Here is a 21,913-nt window from a genome sequence, read left to right on the forward strand (position 1 = left end):
CTAGAGTCCCCCGTAACGGCGCTCGCGCCGGGCAAAATGGTCGAGCGCCGCAGCCAGATCGGCGGGCGCGAAATCGGGCCAGAGCTTTTCGGTGAAATAAAGCTCGGCATAGGCCGACTGCCAGAGCAGGAAATTGGACAGCCGTTCCTCGCCCGACGTGCGGATCAGCAGGTCGAGCGGCGGCATGTCGGCGGTGTCGAGATTCGCCTCGATCGCCTCGGCGGTGATCTCGCCCGCGGCGGCGGCGGCCCTTGCCGCACGCACCAGCTCGTCCTGCGCACCATAGTTCAGCGCGACCGCCAGTGTCGTGCGCTTGTTGCCCGCGGTGCGCTCGAGCGCATTTTCGATCAGCGCGACGACGTCGGGCGCGAGCGCGCGCCAGTTGCCGATCACCTTCAGCCGCACATCGTTCGCGGCGAATTCGTCAAGGTCGCTGAGGATGAAGCGCTTCATCAGCCCCATCAGGTCGTTGACCTCGTCTTCGGGGCGCTTCCAGTTTTCGGAGCTGAAGGCGTACAGCGTCATCGCCTCGATGCCGAGGTCGCCCGCGGCGCGGACGATCGTGCGCACCGCCTCGACGCCGGCCTTGTGACCGGCGACGCGCGGCAGGAAACGTTTCTTGGCCCAGCGGCCGTTGCCATCCATGATGATGGCAACATGGCGCGCACCGTGGGGGGCGGCTGGCGTTGTCATTACCCGTTCGATATCCTGGCGACCATCCGGTCCACTAGCCCAGGATTTCCTTTTCCTTGGCGGTCGCCGCGGCATCGATTTCGGCGATCGTGCTGTCGGTCAGCTTCTGGACCTCGGTTTCCGACCGCTTGCGATCGTCCTCGCTGATTTCCTTCTTGTTCTCGTCCTGCTTCAGATTGTCCATGCCGTCGCGGCGGACGTTGCGGACGGCGACGCGGGCCTTTTCGGCGTACTGGCCCGCGAGCTTCGAAAGCTCCTTGCGGCGCTCCTGCGTCATTTCGGGGATCGGCAGGCGCAGCGTCTGGCCGTCGACGATCGGGTTGAGGCCGAGCCCCGCCGAGCGGATCGCCTTGTCGACCGGACCGACGTTCGACTTGTCCCACACCTGCACCGACAGCATCCGCGGTTCGGGGGCGCTGACCGATGCGACCTGATTCAGCGGCATATGGCTGCCATAGACCTCGACCGTCACCGGATCGAGCAGCGCGGTGTGCGCTCGGCCGGTGCGCAGACCTGCAAGGTCGCTTTTCAGCGACTCGACCGCGCCATGCATGCGGCGTTCGAGGTCGGCCTTGTCATATTTCGCCATCTGTCTTTCCTCTCTTGTGTCTTCTCAGGCGTCGCCGACGATCGTCGAAACGCCCTCGCCGCCCAGCACCCGCGCCAGATTTCCGGCTTCGCGGATGTTGAACACGACGATCGGGATATGATTGTCGCGGCAGAGCGCGACCGCGCTTGCGTCCATCACCTTCAGATTGTCGGCAAGCACGCGGTCATAGCTCAGCGTGTCGTACCGGACCGCCGACGCATCCTTCTTGGGATCGGCGTTATAGACGCCGTCGACGCTGGTACCCTTCAGCAGCGCGTCGCACTTCATCTCGGCGGCGCGCAGCGCGGCGCCGCTGTCGGTCGTGAAATAGGGCGCGCCGACACCCGCGGCAAAGATCACGACGCGGCCCTTTTCAAGGTGCCGTTCGGCGCGGCGGCGGATCACCGGCTCGCACACCTTGTCCATCTCGATTGCCGACTGGACGCGCGTTTCGACGCCGAGCTGCTCGAGCGCATTCTGCATCGCGAGCGCGTTCATCACGGTCGCGAGCATGCCCATATAATCGGCCTGCGCGCGGTCCATGCCCTTGGCGGCGCCCGCCATGCCGCGAAAGATATTGCCGCCGCCGATGACAAGGCAGATTTCGAGGCCGCGGCCTTTGGCTTCCTTGACCTCGGCGGCCATGCTCGCGACGGTTTCGGGGTCGATTCCGAAGGGGGTCGATCCCATCAGCGCCTCGCCCGACAATTTGAGCAGGATGCGTTTCATGCCGGGCAAAGCCATGTCGGGGGGAACCTCTTGCAAACTCTATATACGCGAATGGCGCGCACCCTAGTGAAGGCGCGCGCCATTGCCAAGCGGACTGCCGCGCCGAAACGCAGCAATCCGGTTCTTCTTATCAGACGCCGGCGGCCGCCGCGACTTCCGCCGCGAAGTCGCTTTCTTCCTTCTCGATGCCTTCACCGAGCTGGAAGCGGACGAAGCCCTTGAGCGTGATCGCGGCGCCGACGTCCTTGCCGGCTGCGGCGACGACTTCGGCGACCGGAGTCTTGCCGTCCATCACGAACAGCTGCGACAGCAACGCGTTTTCCTTGCGGTACTTGGCGATCGCACCGTCGACCATCTTGGCGACGATATCGGCCGGCTTGCCCGACTGCGCGGCCTTTTCCTCGGCGATCGCGCGTTCGCGCGCGACGAGGTCGGCGTCGAGGTCTTCGCCGTTCAGCGCCAGCGGGTTCGCGGCGGCGACGTGCATCGCCAGCTGCTTGCCGAGCGGTTCGAGAACGTCGGCACCGGCGGTCGATTCAAGCGCGATCAGCACACCGATCTTGCCCATGCCCGGCGCCGCAGCGTTGTGGACATAGCCGGTGACGATGCCCGAATTGACGGTCAGGATCGCCGAACGGCGCAGCGACTGGTTCTCGCCGATCGTCGCGATGTTGCTGGTCAGCTTTTCCGCGACGGTGCCGCCGGTCGGATAGGTCGCAGCGTTCAGCGCGTCGATGTCGATGATGCCCTCGGCGAGCGCAACCTTCGTGACTTCGCGGACGAATTCCTGGAACTGCTCGTTCTTGCCGACGAAGTCGGTTTCGCTGTTCACTTCGACGAGCGCACCCTTGGTGCCGTCGGTGGCGAAGCCGACAAGACCTTCGGCGGCGACGCGGCCGGCCTTCTTGGCGGCGGCGGCGAGACCCTTGGTGCGCAGCCAGTCGATCGACGCTTCGATGTCGCCGCCGTTTTCGGCAAGCGCCTTCTTGCAGTCCATCATGCCGGCGCCGGTGCGGTCGCGCAGTTCCTTGACGAGAGCGGCCGTAATCTCAGCCATGAGGTGTTCCTTTCCAAAAGGCGCAGGCTCTTTCGGCCTGCGGTCCGCCGCGCGCATGGCGGCGGGATAAGTCAAAGTGATGACCGGGACGGCGCAGGCATGCCCCGCGCCGTCCCGTCATGCGAGCGAACGCTTATGCGTCGCTCTGACGTTCGGTTTCGGCAGCCGCTTCGGCGGGAACCTGTTCGTCTTCGGTCACGGTCTCTTCGACGAGGACCGGCTCGGCGGTCGGCTCGACGGCCGCACCCAGGTCTTCGCCGCGATCGGCGCGGGCCTGCTGGCCGCCACGGGTCGCCGCCTGGGCAACCGCGTCGCAATAGAGACGGATGGCGCGCGCGGCGTCATCGTTCGCCGGAACCGGGAACGCGATGCCGTCGGGCGAGACGTTCGAATCGAGGACCGCGACGACGGGGATGCCAAGGACGTTGGCTTCCTTGATCGCCAGCTCTTCCTTGTTCGCGTCGATCACGAACATCACGTCGGGAATGCCGCCCATGTCGCGGATGCCGCCGAGGCTGAGCTCGAGCTTGTCGCGTTCGCGGGTCTTGTTGAGCACTTCCTTCTTGGTCAGGCCCGAGGTGTCGCCCGAAAGCTGTTCCTCGAGCGCCTTGAGGCGCTTGATCGAGTTCGAGATCGTCTTCCAGTTGGTGAGCATGCCGCCCAGCCAGCGGTGGTTGACGAAGTGCTGACCCGACGCGCGGGCCGCATCGGCGATCGGGCCCTGCGCCTGGCGCTTGGTGCCGACGAACAGCACCTTGCCGCCGGCGGCCGAGGTCGAGGCGATGAAGTCGAGCGCGCGCGCGAAAAGCGGCACGGTCTGCGACAGGTCGAGGATGTGGATGCCGTTGCGCGCGCCGAAGATGTACGGCTTCATGCGCGGGTTCCAACGGTGGGTCTGGTGGCCGAAGTGGGCGCCAGCTTCGATAAGATTCTGCATCGTGACGACAGGTGCCGCCATAGTCTTTCTCCTTCCGGTTAGTCCTCTGAAAGGCAAGAACCGAGCGATCCGCTGGGGATCATCCCGGCACCGGTGATGTGCGCCTTCCATGTGGAATGGGCGGCCCGTTAGCTGGCCTTCCCGCGAAAAGCAAGACCCGACAACGATTCAGGCCGCCCTTCACCGCAACGCCGAAAACTCGCCTCGGCGATAAAGTGACTCAACTCGTCGCATTTCTGTTGAGAACAAAACAGGAACATGGAACAAAAGGCTTAACGGGACCGTAACAATCGGCGGTTTCGCGGGAAACGATGCCGAAAGGACACAAGATGGTTCAGGTCGCTGCCGCTCTCCTCTTCGCACTCGCCGCCGGGCTCGGCCTGACGGTGATTCTCGCGATGCTCAAATCCAATGGCGATGCCATCCTGTCGGCACTTGCCGGCGAAGGCGCCTTCCCTGCCGATGCCGCGCCGCAACCCGGCCCGGCAAATGTGATCAAGCTGCGCCCGTCGGCACCCCGCCGCCACATCTCGCGCGCGATCACTGCCCGTCCGCAGCTCAGCCACGCCGCCTGACCTTCGCATAGCTCAGCAGGCCGAAGGGAAGCAGCGCCACATAGATGATGCACACCGCGAGCAGCGTGTGCCAGGGCGCGGTCACCAAGGCCGCGCCGAACAACCCCACACCCGCAAGGGCGAACAGCCGCCACGAACGACGCAGCCGGAACGACGACCAGCTGTAGGTCGGAATTGCCGAGATCATCAGCATGGCGATCGCAAGAGCCCAAGGCATCACGACATACCATTCACGGAACAGGTCGTTGCCGGTCACCAGCCACAGATAAGCCGGGACGAACGACAGGCCTGCCCCCGCCGGCGCGGGAATGCCGGTCATGAAGCCTGCGGACTTGTGCGGCTGAACCTCTGCATCCAGCCTCGAATTGAACCGCGCGAGCCGCAGCGCACAGCAGACCGCGAGCGCGAGCGCGGCGGTCCAGCCGAACTTGGGCGCATATTGAAGCGACCACAGGAACAGGATCATCGCCGGCGCCACGCCGAACGCGATGACGTCCGACAGCGAATCGAGTTCGGCGCCGAACTTGCTCTGCGCGCGAAGCAGGCGCGCGATGCGCCCGTCCATTCCGTCGAGCACGCCGGCAACGATGATCATCGTTATCGCCGCGGCCCATTCCTCGCCGATCGCGAAGCGGACCCCCGTCAGCCCCGAACAGAGCGCAAGAAGCGTGATGGCGTTGGGCGCGAACGCGCGCAACGGGATACCCCCGACGCGGCGCTGCCCCGCGCCCCGGTCCGTCTGCGCTTCGTCGGCCATTACTGGCCCACGCCGTCGAGGATCTCGGCCTTGCCGATCCGTGCGATCACCGTCTCGCCTGCAAGCGCGCGCTGACCCAGCAGGATTTGCGGCGTCGTACCAGCGGGCAGATAGACGTCGACCCGGCTGCCGAACCGGATCAGACCGACGCGCTGGCCGGTCGAGAGTTCGGTCCCCATGCTGACGAAGGGCAGGATGCGCCGGGCCACGAGCCCCGCGATCTGGGTAAAGCCGATGCGCACGCCATCGGCGCGTTCGACGACGAAATGCTGGCGCTCATTCTCTTCGCTCGCCTTGTCGAGATCGGCGTTCAGGAACTTGCCGGGCAGATAGACCAGCTTGCGCAACGTACCGGCGACCGGCGTGCGGTTGATGTGGACGTCGAACACGCTCATGAAGATCGAAACGCGCAGCATGGTCGCATCGTTCAATCCGTCGGGCCCGGCAATCTCGGGCGGCGGGGGCACCTCCGCAATCTGCGTCACCAGTCCGTCGGCAGGCGCGACGATGACGTCGCTGGCCGTCGGGGTAACGCGTACCGGATCGCGGAAAAAGGCCGCGACCCAGATCGTGATGCCAAGCATCAGCCAGCCGAATATGGCCCAGATGGGAAGAATCCAGAGGCAAAGGGTGATGACGCCGGCGATCAGCAGGAACTTGCGGCCTTCGGGGTGCACCGAGGGCCAGCGCCATTTGATGCCGCCGCCCGGGCGGTTCGAGGATATGATTGTGGACATGGCAATTCTTCTAGGGGGCAGCTTTCATATAGACAATGCATAAGCGCTGACATCGGTGCCACGCCGGTAGCGACGCAGCCATTGATCAATCGCCCCGCTTTGCTTAAGGCCCGCTGCAACTCCGACTCCCCAAGGAAAAAGGCGTACAGCATGGGCAAGATCAAGGTAGCCAACCCGGTCGTCGAACTCGACGGCGACGAAATGACCCGGATCATCTGGCAGTGGATCCGCGAACGGCTGATCCTTCCCTATCTGGATGTCGACCTTCATTACTACGACCTCGGGATCGAGGAACGCGACCGCACCGACGACAAGATCACCGTCGAGGCCGCCAACGCGATCAAGAAGCATGGCGTCGGCGTGAAGTGCGCGACGATCACCCCCGACGAAGCGCGCGTCGAGGAATTCGGCCTCAAGAAGATGTGGAAGTCGCCGAACGGCACGATCCGGAACATCCTCGGCGGCGTCGTCTTCCGCGAACCGATCGTGATGCGCAACGTCCCCCGCCTCGTCCCCGGCTGGACCGACCCGATCGTCGTCGGCCGTCACGCGTTCGGCGACCAGTACAAGGCGACCGATTTCCGCGTCCCCGGCCCGGGCAAGCTGCGCCTGGTGTTCGAGGGCGAGGACGGCACGCTGATCGACGAGGAAGTCTTCCAGTTCCCGTCGTCGGGCGTCGCGATGGGCATGTACAATCTCGACGATTCGATCCGCGATTTCGCGCGTGCCAGCCTGAACTATGGCCTCGCCCGCGAATGGCCGGTGTACCTCTCGACCAAGAACACGATCCTCAAGGCCTATGACGGCCGCTTCAAGGACCTGTTCGAGGAAGTGTTCCAGGCCGAATTCAAGGCGAAGTTTGATGCCCTCGGTATCGTCTACGAGCACCGCCTGATCGACGACATGGTCGCCTCGGCGCTCAAGTGGAGCGGCAAGTTCGTCTGGGCCTGCAAGAATTACGACGGCGACGTCCAGTCGGACACCGTCGCGCAGGGCTTCGGCTCGCTCGGTCTGATGACCAGCGTGCTGATGACCCCCGACGGCAAAACGGTCGAATCGGAAGCCGCGCACGGCACCGTCACCCGCCACTACCGCATGCACCAGCAGGGCAAGGCGACCTCGACCAACCCGATCGCGTCGATCTTTGCGTGGACCGGTGGCCTCAAGCACCGCGGCAAGCTCGACGACAATGCTGCGCTCATCAAGTTCGCCGACGACCTCGAAAAGGTCTGTGTCGCGACGGTCGAGAGCGGCAAGATGACCAAGGATCTCGCACTGCTGATCGGTCCCGACCAGAACTGGCTGACGACCGAGGGCTTCTTCGAAGCGATCGTCGAGAATCTCGAAGCCAAGATGGGCGCATAAACAAGCAAAAAGCTTGAGATAGACGTCTAGCCAATCGGGGCCGGCCTGCATAAGGTCGGCCCCTATGGTATCTGAAACCGAAACCTCGGCCATCGGCAACGCGCTGGTGGTTCTCGGCGCCGCGGGCGTCGTCATCCCGGCTTTCGCACGCTTCCGGATCTCGCCCGTCATCGGCTTCATCCTCGTCGGGCTGCTCGTCGGACCGTCGGGGCTCGGTGCGCTTGCCGCCGACTATCCCTGGCTGAAGCATGTGACGATCGCCTCGACCGAGGATATCGCACTCTTCGGCGAGTTCGGCATCATCCTGCTGCTGTTCTCGATCGGGCTCGAGCTGTCGTTCCGGCGCCTGTGGCAGCTTCGCAAGCTTGTGTTCGGGATCGGCGCCGCCGAACTGCTGTCGGCGGGCGCGATCCTCGGCACCGCCCTGTTCCTGTTCGGCGAGCATTCGACCGCCGCCGCCTATGGCCTCGGCATCGCCCTCGCCCTTTCCTCGACCGCACTCGTGCTGCCGATCGCAGGCACGAAATCGGCGGTAGGCCGCGCGTCCTTCTCGATGCTGCTGTTCGAGGATCTGGCGCTCGTCCCGATCATCTTCATCCTCGCCGCGCTCTCCCCCGCCGCATCGGGCGACAGCGCCGAACTGTTGCTCACCACCCTGTGGCAGGGCGTCCTCGTCGTCGCCGCCTTGGCAATCGGCGGCTGGTTCCTGCTCCCGAAGATCTTCGCGCAGGCGGCGCGCGCCAAGGATCCCGAGCTGTTTCTTGCCGCAAGCCTGCTCGTCGTCATCGTCGCCGCGCTCGCCACCGCCGCGGTCGGGCTGTCGCCGATCGTCGGCGCGCTGCTCGCCGGCCTGATGATCGCCGAGACCGAGTATCATGAAGAGGTCGAAGCGATTACCGCGCCGTTCAAGGGGCTCGCGCTTGGAGTGTTCCTGATCAGCGTCGGCATGGGACTCAACCTCAAGACGATCGCCGGACAATGGCCGTCGCTCGTCATGGCCGTCGTCGGCGTCGTGCTGGTCAAGGCGATCGTCACCGCCGCGCTGCTCCGCTTCTCGGGCGCAGTCCGCCGCGGCACCGCGGCCGAGGTCGGGCTCCTGATGGCCAGCCCTTCCGAAACCACCCTGATCGTCCTCACCACCGCGCTGCAGGCGCAGCTCATCAGCCGCGATACCGCCGAATTCTGGCAGCTCGTCACGGCGATCGGCCTGACGATCACGCCACTGCTTGCGCGCGTCGGCCACGACATCGCGCGGCGGATCGAGATGCGCACCGGCGAGGCGCAACCCGATGACACGCCCGAGGGCCGCACCGTGATCGTCGGCTTCGGCCGCGTCGGGCACACCGTCGCCGAGCTGCTCCGCGAACATGGCCGCCCTTATGTCGCGGTCGACGCCGATATCGACACCGTCGCCGCGGCGCGCCGCGACGGGTTCAGCGTCCGCTTCGCCGACGTCGCACGGCCGGGCGCGCTCGACAAGCTGGGGATCGAGACCGCCAACGCAATCGTGCTGACCATGGACGATCCGGTGCAGCAGCTGCGCATGACGCGCCAGCTCAAGGTCAAATATCCCGACCTTCCGGTGATCAGCCGCGCGCGCGATGCCGACCATGCCGCCGCGCTCTACAAGGCGGGGGCGAACGATGCGGTGCCCGAAACGCTCGAAAGCTCGCTGCAGCTTGCCGAGGCGGTGCTGATCGACCTCGGCGTCGCGATGGGGCCGGTGATCGCCTCGATCCACGATGTGCGCGCGAAGATGCGCCACGACATCATGACCAAGGGCGAGCTCGAGCGCGAACCCCGCATCCGCCGGACGCGGCGCCCCGAACCCGGCGGGACCGCCTAGCGCCCGCCCGCCGTCGCCGCCGGCGCGTTCAGCGCCGAGGCGTCGGCCAGCGTCATCCCCTTGGGCAGGATCGCCAGCGACCATTGCCGTGCGGGCAACAGATATTGCCGCGCGAGCCGCTGCAGGTCGGCAGGCGTTACGCCGTTGATATCGTCCTCGATCGACAGCGCCGCCTGCGTCACGCGCGAATCGCGGGTCGCGCCTTCGAGCAGGAACATCCAGTAGACGTTGCCGGTGGAGGCCCGTGCGACCTGTTCGCGGATCGGCACAGCGTTGCGCGCGAGCTCGTCGGCGCTCACCGGATTGGCGGCGAGATCGGCGGCGATGTCCTTTGCGATGCCATAGAAACGGTCGATATCCTTCGGCGCGAGCAGGCTGCCGACCAGCAGATATCCGCCGCTGTTGTCGAAACCCGTCGGCCAGTGGCTGTCGACGACGGGGCCATAGCTTGCCCCCTGCTCGGCGCGCAGACGGTCAAACAGGCGGTCGTTGAAGATCGCCGCAAGCACCTCCATCGCGCGCGCGTCGCGCGGGCTGGCAAGCCCGGCGCCGGTCGGCCACGCGGTCATCGCCGCCGCCTGCCCCTTGTCGCCATTGTGATAGGCGATCGCCGGGCTGGCCGTGTGCTTCGCGAACGCCACCGTCTGGCCCGTCGGCGGCGCCAGCGGCTTGCGCGCGGGGAGCGCGCCCAGCGTTTCGGCAAGGATCTTCCGGTAATCGACCGACGACAGATCGCCGAACAATTGCACCTCGATCGGCCCCGCGGCGAGGCGCGGTTCCCAGAAGGCACGGAACGCAGCAGGCGTCAGCGCCGAAATCTCGGCCTTGTCGGGCGGGGCATAGCGCGCGTCGTTATCGGTCAGCCAGCCCTTCAGATTGCGGTCGAGCACCGCATTGGGCGTCGCGTCGTTGAGCTCGTAACCGGTCAGATAGCCGACACGAAGCCGCTCGACAGGCGCGGCATCCCAGCGCGGCAAGGCAAGCTTGCCCGCAATCAGCTTCATCTGGTCGGCGAGATCTGCGGGCTTGCTTTCCGCGCCGATCTCGAACGCATCGTCCTCGACCGAGAAATTCATCTGGATCTGCCGCCCGTTGGTGAGCTGGTCGAGTTCATTCTGCCCCCACGGGCCGATCCCGCTCGCGGTCAGCGCATAGTCGCCGGTCCACAGCAGGTTCGGCGCATCGGCGGCCACGCTGCGGTTGCCGGTGCCGAAGCGGACGTTGACGCGCACCTTGCCCGGCTCGACCTTGTTGTCGGAGACGAGCGCGGTGACGCCGTTGGCAAATTCGATCCGTTCCGCACGCAGGCCGGCAAGCCGCGTCGTTGACACCACCGTCCCCGGGGTTCCGAAGGCCGGCAGCTGGCTCCAGTCGGCCTTCAGCGCCGTGAGCCGGTCATCGCGCACCTTCGCCGGCGCGGCCAGCGCCGCCAGCAACGCATTGTCGCCGCCCGCAACGGGGGTCGGGGTGGTCAGCACGACGCGCGTGACCGGCGCGTTGAAAACCGCCTTGCTGATGCCGAGCATCACCTTCGGCGTCGCCCCGGCGCGGATGTCGCGGAACAGGTCGACCTGCCCCTGCGGGCTCGTCACCGTCTCGTTGATGTCGACCGCGCGCACCATATCGTCGGCAAGCCGCGCGCCGGGCTCGTTACGGGCGTTCTCCAGTTCCTTCTGCAGGAACGCCTCGATCTCGTTCGCCTCGCGGTCGATATCGGCCTGCGACGGCGGCGTCGTCACCGCGTCGGCGATGACCCCGCGCACATCGGCCAGCGCCGATTGCCAGTCCGACAGCGGTACGATCTGCGCCATGGTGACGTCGGCGCTGCGGCTGACATATTGCTGCTCGACCGTCGCGACCAGATAGCTGCCGCCGCTGCGGGCGCGATTTTCGAGCCGCCGGTTGACCAGCGCCTGCGCGATATATTCGAGGTACAGGCGCCGCGTATTCTCGATCGTGTCGATCCGCTTCTGCCACGGGCGGACCATCGCCAGCGTCAGCGCGAGCGGCTGGTTCGCTTCGACGATCGCCTTGGCGACTGGCGCCTTCACGTCGGGCTTGCCGAAATCGGGCTGCTTCGGTGCCGGGCCGTCGCCCTTCCAGTCGCCGTAATATTTCGCGATCAGCCGCGCGAACTCGGCCGGGTCGCCGTCGCCGACGATGACGACCACCGCGCGGTCGGGTCGGTACCAGCGGTCGTGAAAGGCACGCACCGCTCCGGCCTGCGCCGAAGCGAGCGATTCGACCGTTCCGATCGGCGACCGGTCGCCGAGCAACTGGCCCGCGAAAAGATGCGCGGTCGTCTGGTCGGCGATCCGCTTTTGCGGGCCGTCGGATTCGCGAAGCTCGGACATCACGACGCCGCGTTCGGCGGTGACCGCGGTTTCGGAAATCAGCGGCTCGCGCACCATGCCCGCGAGCAGCTTCATGCTCTCGTCGAGGTTCGCGGGCGTCACGCTCGGCAGGTCGAGTTGATACACCGTCTGCGTCGGGGTCGTCTGCGCGTTGGAATCGCTGCCGAAGGTCACCCCGAACCGTTGCCAGATGCGCTTCGCCTCGCCGTCGGGGATATGCTCCGAACCGCGAAAGGTCAGATGCTCGAGCAGGTGCGCAAAGCCGCGCTCCTTGTCGGTCTCGAACATCGAACCGACGTCCATGCGGACGCGGATCGACACCTGCCCCGGCGGCACGCCGTTGTTGCGCACCGCATAGCGCACACCGTTGGGAAGGACCCCGAACTGCCACGCGGTGTCGCGCGGGATGTCGCTGCCGGCGTACAGCCAGTCGCTTTTCGCTTCGGCCGACGCCGCCGCGGTCGCAGGAGCATTCTGCGCCGTCGCGGCGGGTATCAGCAACAGGGCTGCGGCGGCGGTGCAGGCGGACAGAAGGAATCGGGCGGAGCGACGCGAGGCCGGCGCGGGAGAATAGGACATCGGCCGACCTTATCGCCTTCGAACCTTGCTGGCCACTGAACTTCGACGGACGCCTTGCTCCCGTCCACCGACCGGCCTAGCCAGATGCCATGGAAACGCCCCCGCCGCTCGCCGCGCTCGTCCAGATGACGAGCGGTATCGATCCCGCCGCCAATCTCGCCGCGATCGACCGCGCCCTCGGCGAAGCCGCGGCGCTTGGCGCGGCGATGGCCTTCCTTCCCGAAATGTCGCTGCTTCTCGACCGCGACCGCGAGCGGTCGGCCGCGCATCTCGCGCGCGAGGCCGACAGCCCGTGGCCCGCCGCCCTGCAGGAGATTGCACGGCGGCATGCGATCTGGCTCCATTCGGGGTCGATGCCGCTGCTGGCCGATGACGGTGCCCGGCGCGTGAACCGCAGCCATGTGATCGCCGCCGACGGCACCATCGTCGCGCGCTACGACAAGATACACATGTTCGACGTGACCCTGCCGTCGGGCGAAAACTGGACCGAAAGCGCCGCCTACGCCGGCGGCGATACGCTGGCGGTCGTCGACACGCCGCTCGGCCGGCTCGGCCTCAGCATCTGTTACGACCTGCGCTTTCCCGAGCTGTACCGGGCGCTTGTCGACCGCGGCGCCGAACTGGTCACCATCCCCGCCGCTTTCACCGTATCCACCGGCGAGGCGCATTGGCACGTCCTGCAACGCGCCCGCGCGATCGAGACGGGCTGCCATGTCGTCGCGGCGGCCCAGTCGGGAACGCATGCCGATGGCCGGGCGACGTACGGGCACAGTATTGTGGTCGATCCCTGGGGCGTTCCGCTGGCCGAAGCGATTGCCCGCAACGATGCGGGCGATGCGGGTTACGACCTCGTGCTCGCACCGATCGACCCCGCCGCGATGCAGCAGGCGCGGCGGGCAATCCCGCTCGCGCGATCGCGTGCGGTCCGTAACCTCGATCTCTGACTTCACCCCTGTCCGGCGGGCCGGGCATCACGCAACCGGATGATCCGGGAGCAAAGCGGCCCGGACGCAAAAAGGGCCCCGAACTTGCGTTCGGAGCCCTTCGCTATTTCACGAAACAGCCGCGAATTACGGGCTGGTCGGGGTGTCGCTGTTGTTGTCGGTCGCGAGGATGATGCCGCCGACGATGGCAGCGAGCGCGACGATCGCGATGATCCAGCTGGTGCTGCCTTCGAGTTCGCTTTCACCGGCAACGTCCGAGGTCGCACGGGTCTGAGCCGAAGCGACGACCGGAGCCGCAACCATCGACACTGCTGCGAGGGAGACAGCAGCTTTCTTAAAGAGGTTCATCATTTTCTCCGTCCACTGGAAAAACTAGTCTTCTCGAATCACGCCGACGATTTCCACCGCCGAACGTGAATCTGCAGAGCCTGTGTAGGCAGTGTCGCGATCAATTGCAACGGTGATTTGCCTAGCCCCGCAATTGTTATGAAATTGCTAAATCTAAGAAATCCAGTCGAATTGGTGTTAAATTAACCGCGCCGGACGCGGTCGAAAGGCTCGCTGGTAACGGGGTAGCCAAGGTGCCCCGGAATGCAGAGGTGCGACTGTCCGTCACGGTCCTCGATCCAGGGGGTGATCAGCTCGACCGGGAATTGCTTCGCATGCCCGGAAAAACTGGGAAAATCGCTCTGCCCGGCCAGCCGTTCGAGGTTGCGCCGGGTCGGGAAAATCACCGACACGTCGCCGCGATCGGCCATCGCCAGCGTATCGTGCGCCGACGACCAGAAAATATGGCTGTGCTCGGCCTCCTCGACGGTCAGCTCATGTCCGTGCGGTGGCGCCATGACGGCATAAAAGCGGGTATCGAAAGTTCGCGCCTCTTTGAAATTCGGACACCAGCGGGCGAAAGGAACGAGCGAATCCAGTGCGATTCGCTCTCCGCGGGATTCGAGGATGTCGGACAACAGGGTTCCGGCGAGCAGCGCCTGGCGGACCTCGGCAAGCTCGGCCTCGCCCAACCCCGGCCAGCCGACCGCCAGCCCAGTTTCCTCCAGCGTTTCGCGCAGCGCCGCGACGCGGGCCGCGCCTTCCGCCTCGTCGGCAAAGCCGTGACGGCGCGCGACGAGATAATCGTCGGGGTCGACGCGCCCTCCGGGAAAGACCACCGCGCCAGCCGCGAACGCCATGTTCGTCGATCGCTTCACCATCAGTATCTCGTCGGGCCCGCCCCCCGCCGCCGTGCGCATGATGACAAGCGTTGCGGCGGGAATGGCGCCTTCGGGCAGCACGGGATCGGAGGTCTGGATCGTGTCGGTCATGCCGAATCGATAAACGCGCTTTGCCGCCTTGTCATCCGGCGAGGGCAACAGGCCATTGCGAACCCGGCGCGGCGGGTGCAACATGTCCCCCTTGGACAGGGCCGATGTGGGGAGCAGGGCCATGGGAATATTGGAGATTCTGGGCGTCGCCGGCAGCCTCAGCCTGCTTGCGGGATGGCGGCTTTACCTCACCATATTGGCGACCGGCATCGCGATGCATTTCGGCTGGCTGCCGCTTCCCGAACATCTGAAGGCGCTGCAGGTGCTCGCCAATCCGTGGGTGCTCGGGGTCGCCGCGACCGGTACGCTCGCCGAGTTCTTCGCCGACAAGGTCGCGTGGATCGATTCGATCTGGGACACGATCCACAGCATCATCCGCCCGCTCGGCGGCGCGCTACTCGCGCTCGCGCTCGTCGACAGCTCGGACCCGACCTGGCAGGTCGTCGCCTTCCTGCTCGGTGGCGGCGGCGCGTTGCTCAGCCATGGCGCGAAAGCGACGACCCGCGCGGTCGTCAACGTCAGTCCGGAGCCCTTCAGCAACGTCGCGGTCTCGACGGGCGAGGATGTCGCGACGGGCGGCCTGCTTGCGCTGGCGATCGCCTATCCGCCGCTGGCGATCGTGATCGCGATCCTGTTGCTGATTGCCGCGGTGATCGTGATCATCGCGCTCCGCCGGCTCCTGCGCAACATCAAGTCGACGCTCAAACGCGCGCTCGGCGATGAACCGGCCGATCCGGCGCTGCCCCCGGTCTAGGAGGGCAGCAGTTCCTTCAGCGGCTTGTCGGCATCGGCAAGCTGCTCGGGCGTGGCGCAGAGCCCCGCGGTGACGATCATCCGGCCCTGCACATAATCCTTGGTCGCGTTGACGCAGTCGAGCGCGATCACCTTTCCGGCCTTCAGGTAAACGATCGAGAAGCTGCGGTTCGCGGGATCGCCGCGGAGCACCGCCTGATCATGCCCCGTAGACAGGCCGGCGGTCTGCAGCTTCAGGTCATACTGGTTCGACCAGAACCACGGGATTGCATGATAGGGCGCCTCGTCGCCGACGATGCCCTTGGCGACGACATTCGCCTGATCATTGGCATTCTGCACCGATTCGAGCCGTATCGTCGCGCCTTCGGCAAAATGGTTTTCATGCGCGGCGCAGTCGCCGATCGCGTAGATGTCGGGCAGGCTCGTCTTGCACAGGCGATCGACGAGCACGCCGTTGCCGCCCTCGGCGCCCGCCGCGATCAACGGTTCGACCGCAGGGACGATGCCGATACCGACGATCACCAGATCGGCTGGGATCACCTCGCCGTCGGCGAGCCGCACGCCCGTGACATGCGTATCGCCCTCGATAGCATCGACGCACACGCCGAGCCGCAGGTCGACGCCGTGATCCCGATGCTCCTTCTCGTAAAAGCGCGACAGCTCGACCCCCGCGACACGCGCGAGCACGCGGTCGAGCGCCTCCAGAAGCACGACCTTCTTCCCCGCCTTGTTCAGCACCGCCGCGGCCTCGAGCCCGATATAGCCGCCGCCGATCACGACGATCTGGCCCGCCGTCTCGGACGCCGCCTTCATCGCATCGGCATCGGCGCGCGTGCGCACCCCCTGCACCCCGGGCAGGTCGCCGCCGGGGATGGGCAGCATCCGCGGGCTCCCACCCGTCGCCCAGACGAGCTTGCCGTAACCGATCGTCTCGCCGCCATCGGTCGTGACCGTGTGCGCCAACGGATCGACGCTCACGACGCGCTTGCCGAGCAGCATCGCCACCTCGCGCTCATCCCAATATCTGGCAGGACGAAGCTGGATGCGTTCGAATTCCTTCTCGCCCGCGAAATATTCCTTCGACAGCGGCGGGCGCTCATAGGGAAGCTCGGGTTCGTCACCGATGATCGCGATACTGCCTTCGAACTTTTGCGTGCGCAGCATCACCGCCACTTGCGCCCCGCCGTGTCCGGCCCCCACGATCACCACATCGAACTTCATGATCCCTCCGCTACGGCATGCTCGTTGTCGCGGCGTCCCTGACATGCGGTACGGGGTGGCACAAGAAACAATGGCTATCCCGCCTGCACGATCAACTCGTCGCGAAGCGCGATCAGCGCCGCGCCGAGTGCATCGATCCCGGCATCGCTCTGCGACCCCGCAACCACCGACGCCGACAGGCAAAAGCCGGGCGAGATGGCCGTCATCCCGGCCGCAACCGTCCACACGCCGCGATGCGTATAGCCTTGGTCGATCGCATAGCCGCGCGCCGCCGCCTCGTGCACCTGCCGCACATAGGTTTCGAACGGCAATTCCGTCTGCCAGCGCACCGGGGCATAGCGTCGCGCGAGTTCGCCCTCACCCACCCCCTGCGCTGCCGCGATCGCCCTGCCCGCCGCGCCGCTGCCGAGTGGCTGGCGCTGGTCGTCGGCAAGGCTGAGTCGCATCCCCGCATCGCTTTCGGCGCGCACCGCAAGCTGCATCCGGTCGCGTGACACGATCTTCCAGAGGCCCACTGCGGCCTCGGTACCTTGCGCAAACGCCGCCATCCGCGGCAGCGCCAGATCGACAAGCCGCGCGCCCGCACTGTCGCGCAGCGCCTCGGCCGCCTGCCACGGCGCGGTCAGCCGATAGCGTTTGGTCGCGCTTTCGCGCTCAATCGCCCCCTCGGCTACCAGCGTTTTCAGCAGATTGAGGCAGCTCGAGGGGCTGAGGCCGACGCTACGCCCGATGTCGGACAAGGTCAGCGCGCCTGCATCGCCAAGCAGGCGGAGAATCGCAAAGGCTTGCGAAACGGAGCGCACAGGGCCGGTCATGTATGCGGGAATATTTTCAACATGATGAAAAATCAATTCTGAATGTTGAAATGATGCGAAGGGCGGCATATCGCGCTACCAACACGAATCGAACGGGAGAACGGCCATGAGCGGATGCCTGAAAGGAAAGGTCGTCGCGATTACCGGCGCCGGGCGCGGTATCGGACGTGAACTCGCGCTGTACTGCGCCGCGCAAGGAGCCGCAGTCATCGTCAACGACCCCGGCGTCGCGCAAGCCGGCGACGGCGGCGACGCGGCCCCGGCCGAGACCACCGCGAGCGACATCATCGCCGCGGGCGGCAAGGCCGCCGCCAACTTCGGCAATGTCGCCGACCCGAAAGAAGCCGCACGCATCATCGAGGATGCGGTCGCGAAATTCGGCCGCATCGACGCCGTGGTGAACAACGCCGGCATCCTCCGCGATACCATCTGGCACAAGATGAGCTATGAGGACTGGAAGAGCGTCATCGAGGTCAATCTGACCGGCGTCTTCAACGTCTCGAAGGCCGCGACGCCATACTTTCGCGAGCAGCAGTCGGGCAGCTTCATCCACTTCACCTCGACCAGCGGGCTGATCGGCAACATCGGGCAGGCGAATTATTCGGCCGCCAAGCTCGGCGTCGTCGCGCTGTCGCAGTCGATCGCGCTCGACATGGCGCGCGTCGGCGTCCGTTCGAACTGCATCGCGCCCTTCGCGTGGAGCCGCATGACCTCGTCGATCCCCGCGACCACCCCCGCCGAGCAGGAACGCGTCAAGCGCCTCCAGGAAATGTCGCCCGACAAGATCGCGCCGCTCGTCGCCTATCTCGCCTCCGACCTGTCGCAGGACGTCACCAACCAGATCTTCAGCGTCCGCAAGAACGAGATTCTTCTCTTCTCGAAACCGCGCCCCGTCCGTTCGATGGCGAAGCTCGAGGGCTGGACCGCCGAGGCGATCGCCGACGAGCTGATTCCCGCCTTCCGCCCCGCCTTTGCGCGCGCCGACGAGGTTTCGGCGCACGTCTTCCCCTACGACCCGATCTGAGGAGCGAGCCCCATGAGCAACCCCGGCAGCAACCCCGGCATGGACGCGGACGTCTTCGAACAGTTCATCGAACAGCTCGAACGCTATGTGCGCGAGCGCCTTCTCCCGGCCGAGAAGGAGATCATCGAAAGCGACGAGATCCCCGCCGAAATTCTCGCGGAGATGCGCGACATGGGCCTTTTCGGCCTGACGATCCCCGAGGAGTTTGGCGGCGCGGGGATGAACGTCAGCCAGTATATCAGGACGATCCACACGATCAGCTATGCGATGCCGGCGTTCCGTTCGATCATCTCGATCAACATCGGCATGTTCGCCTCGGCGCTGAAAAATGGCGGGACCGAGGCGCAGAAGGCCGAGTGGCTGCCGCGGGTCGCGGCGGGCGAGATCGCCTGCTTTGGCCTCACCGAACCCGGATCGGGATCGGACTCGGCGGGGCTTCAGACCACCGCGACGCAGACCGACAACGGCTGGGTACTCAACGGCACCAAGCGCTACATCACCAACTCGCCCTTCGCGAAGGTCGGCCTGATCATGGCGCGGACGAGCAAGGAAAATCTGCCGAAGAACGCGCATGTCTCGGCCTTTGTCGTCCCCTTCGACGCCGCCGGCATCACGATCGGAAAGTCGGACAAGAAGATGGGCCAGTCGGGCAGCCATATCGCCGACGTCGTGATGGACGACGTTCGCGTCGGCGGCGAGGCGCTGCTCGGCGGCGAACTCGGCAAGGGGTTCGCCTATGCGATGATGAGCCTCGACAACGGCCGCATGTCGGTCGGCGCCGCGGCGACCGCTTATGCGCGCCGCGCGCTCGACAGCGCGGTCCGCTATGCGACCGAGCGCAAGGCGTTCGGCGAACCGATCGCCAACTTCCAGCTGATCCAGCAGATGCTCGCGCAGAGCGAGATCGACATCTACGCCGCCGAATGCATGATGGAGGATGTCACCCGCCGTGCCGACGCGGGCGAGAATGTCCTGCGCAAGGCCGCGGCGTTCAAGGTGTTTGCGTCCGAAATGTGCGGCCGCGTCGTCGACGCGTGCGTCCAGGTCTATGGCGGCGCGGGCTATCTCGCCGAATATGACGCCGAGCGCTTCTTCCGCGATGCGCGCATCTATCGCATCTACGAGGGCACGACACAGATCCTGCAGCTCCAGATCGCGAAGCATATGCTGCGCGAGTTTGCGGCGGCGAACTGATGTACCCACTCCTCTCCGGTCTGTCGGTGATCGAGGCGTCGTCCTTCGTCGCCTCGCCCACGGCCGGGCTCTATTGCGCGCAATTCGGCGCCGAGGTGATCCGCGTCGACCAGATCGGCGGCGGGCCCGATTTCCGGCGCTGGCCGGTGACGGCCGAGAACAACTCGCTCTACTGGGAAAATCTCAACCGCGCGAAAAAGTCGGTCGCGCTCGATCTGGCGCGGCCCGAGGGCCGCGAACTGCTCAAGGAACTGGTGCGCGCAACGGGCCAGTTCATCACCAATTTCCCGGTCGACGGCTTCCTGTCGCACGACCGGCTCGCGGAGGGCCGCACCGACCTGATTACCGTGCGCGTCATGGGCTGGGCCGACGGCTCGCCCGCGCTCGACTACACCGTGAACAACAGCGTCGGCTATCCGATGCTCACCGGCGCGGGGCCCGAGCCGGTCAATCATGTGCTGCCCGCATGGGACCTGCTCACCGGCGCCTATGCCGCCTTCGCGCTGCTCGCCGCGATCCAGCGGCGCAGCGTCAGCGGCGAAGGCGGAGAGGTCCGCATACCCCTGTCGGACGTCGCGATCGGCACCGTCGCCAATCTGGGCGGGATCGCCGAAGTGCTTTACGCGGGCGAAAACCGCCCACGTCTCGGCAACGCCGTCTATGGTCTCTTCGGTCGCGATTTCGTGACGCGCGACGGCGAGCGGACGATGATCGTCGTCGTCACCCCGCGCCAGTGGGCGAACCTGATCGCGGCGCTCAACCTCGGCGACGCCATCGCGAGCATCGAAAGCGCGCGCGGAGTGTCCTTCGCCAAGGACGACGGCCTCCGCTTCGACCATCGCGACGCGCTCTATCCCTTGTTCGAACAGGCGATCGCGAGCCGCGACCATGCCGACCTCGCCGTCGCCTTCGACGCGGGCGGGATCGTCCACTCGGCATACCGCACGATGCACGACGCGGTGCAGGACCCCGCGCTGGTCGCGAACAACCCGATCTTCGGCAGCGCCGCCAACCCCAGCGGCTTCGCCTACCCCGCCGCCGGCGCCTTCTCGACCATCCCGCAGGCGGAGCGCGAACCGCCGCGCCCTGCCCCGCTCAACGGCCAGCATAGTGAAGAAGTGCTGTCCTCACGTCTTTCGCTTTCCTCGGGCGAGATCGCCCGTCTGATCGATGCCGGCATTGTCGGCACCGCCAACACCGGAGACCCCAAATGACCCTTCGCCGCGCCGCCATCGTCGCCCCGATCCGTACCGCCGTCGGCAAGTTCGGCGGCTCGCTTTCCTCGATCACCGCGGGCGACCTCGGCGCGGTCATCCTGAAGGCGCTCATCGAGCGTACGAAAATCGACCCCGCGCGCGTCGACGATGTCGTCTTCTCTCAGGGTTACGGCAACGCCGAAGCCCCCAGCATCGGCCACTGGTCGTGGCTCGCCGCGGGCCTGCCGCTCGAAGTGCCGGGCTATCAGCTCGACCGCCGCTGCGGATCGGGGCTGCAGGCGGTCGTCAACGCCGCGATGATGGTCCAGACCGGCATGTCCGACGTCGTCGTCGCGGGCGGCGTGGAATCGATGTCGAACGTCGAACATTACACGACCGACGTCCGCAAGGGCATCCGCGCGGGCAACCTCACCCTCCACGACCGGCTCACGCGCGGCCGCGTCATGTCGCAGCCGGTCGAGCGCTTCGGCGTCATCACGGGCATGATCGAGACCGCCGAAAATCTTGCCAAGGATTACAATATCAGCCGCGAGGCGTGCGACGCCTATGCCGTCCGCAGCCACCAGCGCGCCGCCGCCGCATGGGCCAACGGCCTGTTCGACGACGAACTGGTGCCGGTATCGGTCCCGCAGAAAAAGGGCGATCCCATCGTCTTCGCGCATGACGAGGGCTACCGCGCCGACGCGACGCTGGAATCGCTCGGCAAGCTCAAGCCGCTCGAAGGCGGCGTTGTCACCGCCGGCAATGCGAGCCAGCAGAATGACGCCGCCGCCGCGTGCCTCGTCGTCGCCGAGGACAAGCTCGAGGAACTCGGCCTCGAACCCATCGCCTGGTATCACAGCTCGGCCGCCGCGGGCTGCGACCCCAGCCGCATGGGCATCGGCCCCGTCCCCGCGGTCGAACGCCTTTTCGCACGCAATGGCCTCGGCTGGGGCGACATCGACCTTGTCGAACTCAACGAAGCCTTCGCGCCGCAGGTCCTCGCCGTGCTCAAGGGCTGGGGCTGGAGCGACGACGACAGCCGCAACGAAATCCTCAACGTCAACGGCTCGGGCATCTCGCTCGGCCATCCGATCGGCGCGACCGGCGGGCGCATCCTCGCCAATCTGACGCGCGAACTCGTTCGCAGGGACGGCCGCTACGGACTTGAAACCATGTGCATCGGCGGCGGTCAGGGCATCGCCGCTATCTTCGAGCGCGCCGCCTGA

21 protein-coding genes are annotated in these 21,913 nt (G+C 66.1%); 9 read left to right on the forward strand and 12 right to left on the reverse strand.

Annotated features, from left to right (window positions below; all coding sequences use genetic code 11):
* The 5 genes from uppS to rpsB form a co-directional block, all read right to left on the reverse strand.
* Positions 1 to 693 carry a polyprenyl diphosphate synthase gene (gene uppS, locus L7H23_RS06320; protein WP_237838501.1) on the reverse strand — a complete coding sequence of 231 codons (693 nt, stop codon included), beginning with the start codon at positions 691 to 693 and terminating at the stop codon, positions 1 to 3.
* Between the two features lie 34 nt (positions 694 to 727).
* Positions 728 to 1,282, reverse strand: a complete 555-nt coding sequence (frr, locus tag L7H23_RS06325; protein ID WP_237838502.1) for a ribosome recycling factor — start codon at positions 1,280 to 1,282, stop codon at positions 728 to 730.
* Positions 1,283 to 1,306: 24 nt separating this feature from the next.
* Positions 1,307 to 2,026, reverse strand: coding sequence for a UMP kinase (gene pyrH / locus L7H23_RS06330; RefSeq protein WP_237838503.1), 720 nt, complete (start codon positions 2,024 to 2,026; stop codon positions 1,307 to 1,309).
* A gap of 115 nt (positions 2,027 to 2,141) precedes the next feature.
* Positions 2,142 to 3,068: a translation elongation factor Ts gene (gene tsf, locus L7H23_RS06335; RefSeq protein WP_237838504.1), complete on the reverse strand. Its 927-nt coding sequence runs from the start codon at positions 3,066 to 3,068 to the stop codon at positions 2,142 to 2,144.
* A gap of 133 nt (positions 3,069 to 3,201) precedes the next feature.
* On the reverse strand, positions 3,202 to 4,026 hold the full coding sequence (gene rpsB / locus L7H23_RS06340; RefSeq protein ID WP_237838505.1) for a 30S ribosomal protein S2: 825 nt from the start codon (positions 4,024 to 4,026) through the stop codon (positions 3,202 to 3,204).
* A gap of 308 nt (positions 4,027 to 4,334) precedes the next feature.
* Between rpsB and L7H23_RS06345 the strand changes: the two genes are divergently transcribed.
* Positions 4,335 to 4,580 (forward strand): hypothetical protein, encoded by a 246-nt coding sequence (locus L7H23_RS06345; protein ID WP_237838506.1) that lies wholly within the window; start codon positions 4,335 to 4,337, stop codon positions 4,578 to 4,580.
* Here the strand turns inward: L7H23_RS06345 and L7H23_RS06350 are convergent.
* Both L7H23_RS06350 and L7H23_RS06355 read right to left on the reverse strand, forming a co-directional pair.
* Positions 4,564 to 5,337, reverse strand: a complete 774-nt coding sequence (locus tag L7H23_RS06350; RefSeq protein ID WP_237838507.1) for a phosphatidylcholine/phosphatidylserine synthase — start codon at positions 5,335 to 5,337, stop codon at positions 4,564 to 4,566. The genes L7H23_RS06345 and L7H23_RS06350 overlap by 17 nt on opposite strands.
* On the reverse strand, positions 5,337 to 6,074 hold the full coding sequence (locus L7H23_RS06355; protein WP_237838508.1) for a phosphatidylserine decarboxylase: 738 nt from the start codon (positions 6,072 to 6,074) through the stop codon (positions 5,337 to 5,339). Before L7H23_RS06355 ends, L7H23_RS06350 begins: the two co-directional genes overlap by 1 nt.
* 150 nt (positions 6,075 to 6,224) lie before the next feature.
* Here L7H23_RS06355 and L7H23_RS06360 point away from each other — a divergent pair, with 150 nt between their 5' ends.
* Both L7H23_RS06360 and L7H23_RS06365 read left to right on the forward strand, forming a co-directional pair.
* The gene (locus L7H23_RS06360) at positions 6,225 to 7,439 is read left to right on the forward strand and encodes an NADP-dependent isocitrate dehydrogenase (protein WP_237838509.1); all 1,215 of its coding nucleotides are present in this window, start codon (positions 6,225 to 6,227) and stop codon (positions 7,437 to 7,439) included.
* Positions 7,440 to 7,503: 64 nt separating this feature from the next.
* Positions 7,504 to 9,285: a cation:proton antiporter gene (locus L7H23_RS06365; RefSeq protein WP_237838510.1), complete on the forward strand. Its 1,782-nt coding sequence runs from the start codon at positions 7,504 to 7,506 to the stop codon at positions 9,283 to 9,285.
* Here L7H23_RS06365 and L7H23_RS06370 read toward each other — a convergent pair.
* Positions 9,282 to 12,218 (reverse strand): M16 family metallopeptidase, encoded by a 2,937-nt coding sequence (locus tag L7H23_RS06370; RefSeq protein WP_237838511.1) that lies wholly within the window; start codon positions 12,216 to 12,218, stop codon positions 9,282 to 9,284. The genes L7H23_RS06365 and L7H23_RS06370 overlap by 4 nt on opposite strands.
* Before the next feature lie 89 nt (positions 12,219 to 12,307).
* Between L7H23_RS06370 and L7H23_RS06375 the strand changes: the two genes are divergently transcribed.
* Positions 12,308 to 13,162: a carbon-nitrogen hydrolase family protein gene (locus L7H23_RS06375; protein ID WP_237838512.1), complete on the forward strand. Its 855-nt coding sequence runs from the start codon at positions 12,308 to 12,310 to the stop codon at positions 13,160 to 13,162.
* 126 nt (positions 13,163 to 13,288) lie between these two features.
* Here the strand turns inward: L7H23_RS06375 and L7H23_RS06380 are convergent, their stop codons facing one another.
* Together L7H23_RS06380 and L7H23_RS06385 are read right to left on the reverse strand one after the other, a co-directional pair.
* Entirely contained in the window at positions 13,289 to 13,513 is a 225-nt protein-coding gene (locus L7H23_RS06380) for a hypothetical protein (protein WP_237838513.1), read from the reverse strand.
* A gap of 179 nt (positions 13,514 to 13,692) precedes the next feature.
* Positions 13,693 to 14,481, reverse strand: a complete 789-nt coding sequence (locus tag L7H23_RS06385) for an NUDIX domain-containing protein (protein ID WP_237838514.1) — start codon at positions 14,479 to 14,481, stop codon at positions 13,693 to 13,695.
* A 121-nt stretch (positions 14,482 to 14,602) separates the two neighbouring features.
* On the opposite strand from L7H23_RS06385, the gene L7H23_RS06390 reads away from it, so the two are divergent.
* Complete coding sequence (locus L7H23_RS06390) at positions 14,603 to 15,235, forward strand: DUF4126 domain-containing protein (protein WP_237838515.1); 633 nt, start codon at positions 14,603 to 14,605, stop codon at positions 15,233 to 15,235.
* On the opposite strand, the gene L7H23_RS06395 is transcribed toward L7H23_RS06390, so the two are convergent.
* A complete protein-coding gene (locus L7H23_RS06395; RefSeq protein ID WP_237838516.1) occupies positions 15,232 to 16,455 on the reverse strand; it encodes an FAD-dependent oxidoreductase in 1,224 nt (407 codons plus the stop codon). The genes L7H23_RS06390 and L7H23_RS06395 overlap by 4 nt on opposite strands.
* 74 nt (positions 16,456 to 16,529) lie before the next feature.
* On the reverse strand, positions 16,530 to 17,270 hold the full coding sequence (locus L7H23_RS06400) for a helix-turn-helix domain-containing protein (RefSeq protein ID WP_237838517.1): 741 nt from the start codon (positions 17,268 to 17,270) through the stop codon (positions 16,530 to 16,532).
* A gap of 106 nt (positions 17,271 to 17,376) precedes the next feature.
* Between L7H23_RS06400 and L7H23_RS06405 the strand changes: the two genes are divergently transcribed.
* Genes L7H23_RS06405 through L7H23_RS06420 form a run of 4 tightly spaced genes read left to right on the forward strand, consistent with a single transcriptional unit; the run spans position 17,377 to position 21,913 of the window.
* Positions 17,377 to 18,294 (forward strand): SDR family NAD(P)-dependent oxidoreductase, encoded by a 918-nt coding sequence (locus L7H23_RS06405; RefSeq protein ID WP_237838518.1) that lies wholly within the window; start codon positions 17,377 to 17,379, stop codon positions 18,292 to 18,294.
* Between the two features lie 12 nt (positions 18,295 to 18,306).
* Complete coding sequence (locus L7H23_RS06410) at positions 18,307 to 19,488, forward strand: acyl-CoA dehydrogenase family protein (protein ID WP_237838519.1); 1,182 nt, start codon at positions 18,307 to 18,309, stop codon at positions 19,486 to 19,488.
* Positions 19,488 to 20,702 (forward strand): CoA transferase, encoded by a 1,215-nt coding sequence (locus tag L7H23_RS06415; RefSeq protein WP_237838520.1) that lies wholly within the window; start codon positions 19,488 to 19,490, stop codon positions 20,700 to 20,702. The genes L7H23_RS06410 and L7H23_RS06415 overlap by 1 nt, the downstream gene beginning before the upstream one ends.
* Positions 20,699 to 21,913 (forward strand): acetyl-CoA C-acetyltransferase, encoded by a 1,215-nt coding sequence (locus L7H23_RS06420; RefSeq protein WP_237838521.1) that lies wholly within the window; start codon positions 20,699 to 20,701, stop codon positions 21,911 to 21,913. Before L7H23_RS06415 ends, L7H23_RS06420 begins: the two co-directional genes overlap by 4 nt.

It is taken from the genome of Sphingopyxis sp. BSN-002 (assembly GCF_022024275.1).
Lineage (GTDB): Bacteria > Pseudomonadota > Alphaproteobacteria > Sphingomonadales > Sphingomonadaceae > Sphingopyxis.